At 46.9% G+C, this 4,096-nt stretch carries 5 protein-coding genes; all 5 read right to left on the reverse strand.

Translation table 11 applies throughout. From position 1 onward, the window contains the following. Positions 1-10 precede the first annotated feature (10 nt). Positions 11-700 (reverse strand): phosphate signaling complex protein PhoU, encoded by a 690-nt coding sequence (phoU, locus tag PHP87_RS11085; RefSeq protein WP_299921343.1) that lies wholly within the window; start codon positions 698-700, stop codon positions 11-13. Positions 701-836: 136 nt separating this feature from the next. Continuing rightward, positions 837-1,580 (reverse strand): phosphate ABC transporter ATP-binding protein PstB, encoded by a 744-nt coding sequence (gene pstB / locus PHP87_RS11090; RefSeq protein ID WP_299921351.1) that lies wholly within the window; start codon positions 1,578-1,580, stop codon positions 837-839. A 34-nt stretch (positions 1,581-1,614) separates the two neighbouring features. Next, positions 1,615-2,451, reverse strand: a complete 837-nt coding sequence (pstA, locus tag PHP87_RS11095; protein ID WP_299921345.1) for a phosphate ABC transporter permease PstA — start codon at positions 2,449-2,451, stop codon at positions 1,615-1,617. Further along, positions 2,438-3,430, reverse strand: coding sequence for a phosphate ABC transporter permease subunit PstC (gene pstC, locus PHP87_RS11100; protein ID WP_299921347.1), 993 nt, complete (start codon positions 3,428-3,430; stop codon positions 2,438-2,440). Before pstC ends, pstA begins: the two co-directional genes overlap by 14 nt. Before the next feature lie 33 nt (positions 3,431-3,463). Continuing rightward, positions 3,464-4,096, reverse strand: a 633-nt coding sequence (locus PHP87_RS11105; protein WP_299921349.1) for a phosphate ABC transporter substrate-binding protein, incomplete at its 5' end; no start/stop codon positions are given.

The raw sequence follows: 4,096 nt of genomic DNA on the forward strand, positions 1-4,096 counted from the left end.
TTTTATTTTATTATTTTTTACTCGCCGACCTGGATTTCCGGGCCATGCGGTTCAAATCTATGCGCTTTCCTTCTACCAAATAAACCACCATTTCCGCCAGATTGGTGGCGTGGTCGCCAATCCTTTCGATATGACCGGCAACCAGCAACAGCGAAGTAGCCTGGGGAATGTTTTTGGGATCTTGCATCATATAAGACAGAAGTTCGCGAAAAATCTGGTCGTAGAGCTTGTCTATTTCCTCTTCCAGGGGAATAAGACTCATGGCCAGGTTTACATCATGATTAACAAAGGCTTTTAGAGCCTTTTCCAGCATCTTTTGCACAATAGCGGCCATACGGGGTATATCAATCAGGGGCTTTATATAAACCTGATCATAAAGATCTATGGTCAGGTGAGCAATATCTTCGGCATGGTCGGCCATTCGCTCAATATCCACGATTATTCTCAAGGCCGTCCCTATCAGGCGCAAATCGCTGGCCATGGGTTGTTTTAGCGCCAGTATGCCCAAAGATTTTTTCTCAATATCCATTTCCATCTGATCAATGAGATCATCATGGGCAATTACCTCCCGGGCCAATTCCAGGTTTTTCTCCACCAGGGATTTGACTGCCTTATACAATTGCTCTTCTAAAAGTCTTCCCATTTTTAGGATTTCCTCTTTGAGCTTTTCCATTTCACAGGCCAGGGTTTCATTTAGCATTTTTCAAATCCTCTTTCGTTTTACTAATCCACTAAAAAAGCCATAAACATATGCTTGACTCCACTGCAAAAACCCTTTTTGTTGCATAAGGGTTGCATGAATATGCAAAAGTTTTTTCCGTCCTCCGTCTTTCGTCCTATCCAAAACGTCCGGTAATATAATCTTCTGTTTTGTTATGGCGGGGATTGAGAAATAATTCCTCCGTCCGGTTGAATTCCAGCAGGCAACCATGAAGGAAAAAACCAGTATAATCGGAAACTCTCGCTGCTTGCTGCATATTATGAGTTACTATCACTATAGTGTAACGGGTTTTCAGAATAGCAATCAATTCTTCCAAACGGGCGGTGGAAATGGGGTCCAGAGCGGAGGCCGGCTCATCCATTAGTATAACTTCGGGCTGCACCGCCAGCACCCGGGCAATGACCAAACGTTGCTGTTGCCCCCCCGACATCTGGTTGGCCGGGGCAACGAGCCTGTCTTTGACTTCATCCCAGAGGTTGGCCGATTGCAGACTCCGGCAGACTATTTCATCCAGCTCGCTGCGCTTCTTTATCCCATGAATTCGTGGTCCATAGGCCACATTTTCGTAAATGGACATGGGAAAAACCGCCGGTTTCTGAAAAACCATCCCGACTTTCTTGCGCAGTTCCACCACGTTTATTCCTTTTTCGTAAATAGCTGAATCATCCAAAAAGACTTCGCCACTGATACGGCTGCCCTCAATCAATTCATTCAAGCGGTTTAAGGAACGTAAAAAGCTGGACTTGCCGCAGCCTGAAGGGCCAATCAAAGCCGTTACCCGGTTTTCTTCTATATCCATATTAATATTATATAGAGCCTGAAAATTGCCGTAAAATAGGTTAAGTTCCCGGCTTTTCATCTTAATAGCCTTTTCCAATTCATTTACCTCCGAGTTACCCGCCGTTGTGAGATAAAAAGCTCATACTACGGTTGGCCAGGTAATTTATAAATAGTAGCAAAATAATTATTAAAAAGGCAGTTCCAAAAGCTCTTTCCATGGAAAGTCCCTCCATGGCCAGCATGTATAAATGTACGGACATGCTTCGGGCCGGATCTGCCGGGCTCAAAGGCATGCCCAGGGAAGTACCCGCAGTCAATAGAACCGCCGCGGTCTCTCCAATAGCCCGTCCCAGCGCAAGAATCATACCAGTAACAATACCGGGAATGGCCGCCGGTATAACGATTTTTCTAATCGTCTGCCACTTGCTGGCACCCAGGGCCAGGCTGTTTTCCCGGTACTCCCGGGGCACGCTCAGTATAGCTTCTTGCGCGGTCCTGGTTATAGTAGGCCAAACCATAATAGCCAAAGTCAGGCTTCCAGACCATATGGACCAGCCCAGCTTCAAATAAATTACAAAAAACACAAACCCGAAGAGACCATAAATAATAGAGGGTATGGCCGCCAGAGTTTCAGCGGTGAGTGTGACCAGGTAAGCAAAGTAGCTTTCCTTCTGGGCATATTCCTCCAGGTGAATAGCAGTACCAACCCCCAGTGGCGCGGCAATGGCCAGAGACAAGACCGTAAGGTAGAGGGTTCCCACTATGGTGCTGGAAATCCCTCCCTCTTTGCCGGCTCGCCTGGGGGCTTGCATTATGAAATCCAGGTTAATCATAGCCAGGCCTTTATAAACAATGTAGCCCACGACTGCCAATAGAATCCCAATAATTATGAGAGCTGATAAGTATAACAGGCAAGTCAACGCTTTTTCCCCTATCCTAGTTCCCGGCATAGCGTTTTCCCGCCCTTCTAATAAAATTAAGCAGCAGGTTAAGCAAGAGAATGAAAATAAAGAGTATAGCACCGGTCGCGAATAGCGCTGCCTGGTGGTCTCCGGCAGCGTAGCCCATTTCCAGCACGATGTTGCTGGTCATGGTTCTTAGCGGCGCGAGCAGGCTATCCGGTATTATAGGAGCGTTCCCGGTTACCATCACCACAGCCATTGTTTCCCCAATGGCCCGGCCCATAGCCAAAACTACAGCGGTAATAATACCTGAACTGGCGGCCGGGAGTATAAGCCGGCCAATAGTTTGATAATGGCTGGCTCCGAGGGCTAGCGAGCTTTCTTTGTATACAAGGGGTACCGCTTGGATAGCATCCCGGGAAATATTAATTATAGTAGGCAATATCATTATCCCCAGAATAATAGCTCCGGCCAGAACACTCATCCCAGTTCCCCCCAGGTAATTGCGAATAAGCGGTACAATGATCACCAACCCGAAAAAACCGTAGACTACCGAAGGAATACCCGCTAAAAGACTGACCATACGGGTCATTATTCTACCTACCGGCGGCGGAGCTATCTCAGCCATAAAGATCGCCGTTAAAAGCCCCAGTGGTACTGCCCAGGCTAAAGATGCCGAGGTAAGCAGCAAAGAGCCGACAAACATAGCACCGATGCCAAATTTCCCCTGGATGGGCTTCCATTCCAAAGAAAACAGGAAATCTCCTAAACCCACCGAGGCTATCAGCGGAACCCCACGGGAAAATATAAATACGCTTATGAGCAACAAAGCCATGATAGATACGACTGCGCTGAGCATCAAGAGCTTTTCCACCAGGATTTCGGGAATAAATCTTGCTTTGCTTTTTCGGAGAATGACCAGTATACGCTCCCATCTCCCGGCTTTAGCTTGAAGGATTTGCATTTTCTCCTCACGATTATTATGCTGTTTTACGGCGTTGGTTTTTCCTTCAATTATGCCATTCATTTAGATAAGCTCACCTGCTTCAAAAATACTTCGCTATTTTATGCTGATAGCACCTTCATTGCCCAGTATGTTCTGCCCTTCATCGCTGAGAACGAATTCAATAAAAGAATCGGCTATTTTATTATCCGAAGCGGTCCGGGTTAAGTAAATAAAAGGCCGGGAGATTTTGTAGCTGCCGTTTTTGACATTGTCAACAGCAGGGAGGACTCCGTCAATTTTCAGAGCCTTGACATCTTGATTGACTGCCGCCAGTGAAATAAAACCAATCGCATTCTTGTCCCCGGCAACTGTGGTTCTGACTGCACCGGTGGAGTTTTGAATCAAGGACTTGGCAAAAATATCCTGCTTGTTCATGACAATCTCTTCGAAAGCTCCCCTGGTTCCGGAACCTTCTTCTCGACAGACTATGCTTATGGGAGCATCAGCCCCGCCCAGTTCCTTCCAGTTGGCAATATTGCCCAGGTAAATATTTCTCACATCCTCCATCTTTAATTCACCAAGCCGGTTGGAGGGATGAACCACAATTGCTATGGCATCCAGGGCTATGGTCGTCTCTTTTAAACCCGCCTTTTTTTCTTCATCCTTAAGTTCCCTCGAACTGGCACCTATATCGGCAGCTCCGCTGATGGCGGTTTCGATTCCCTGGCTGGATCCTCCGCCCTGAAC

The sequence above is a fragment of the Syntrophomonas sp. genome (assembly GCF_028707975.1).
GTDB lineage: Bacteria > Bacillota > Syntrophomonadia > Syntrophomonadales > Syntrophomonadaceae > Syntrophomonas.

Bases quoted from the DNA above. Each gene is read 5' to 3' on its own strand.
- phoU (WP_299921343.1), bottom strand. From the start codon at position 700: ATGCTAAATGAAACCCTGGCCTGTGAAATGGAAAAGCTCAAAGAGGAA.
- pstB (WP_299921351.1), bottom strand. From the start codon at position 1,580: ATGAAAAGCCGGGAACTTAACCTATTTTACGGCAATTTTCAGGCTCTA.
- pstA (WP_299921345.1), bottom strand. From the start codon at position 2,451: ATGCCGGGAACTAGGATAGGGGAAAAAGCGTTGACTTGCCTGTTATAC.
- pstC (WP_299921347.1), bottom strand. From the start codon at position 3,430: ATGAATGGCATAATTGAAGGAAAAACCAACGCCGTAAAACAGCATAAT.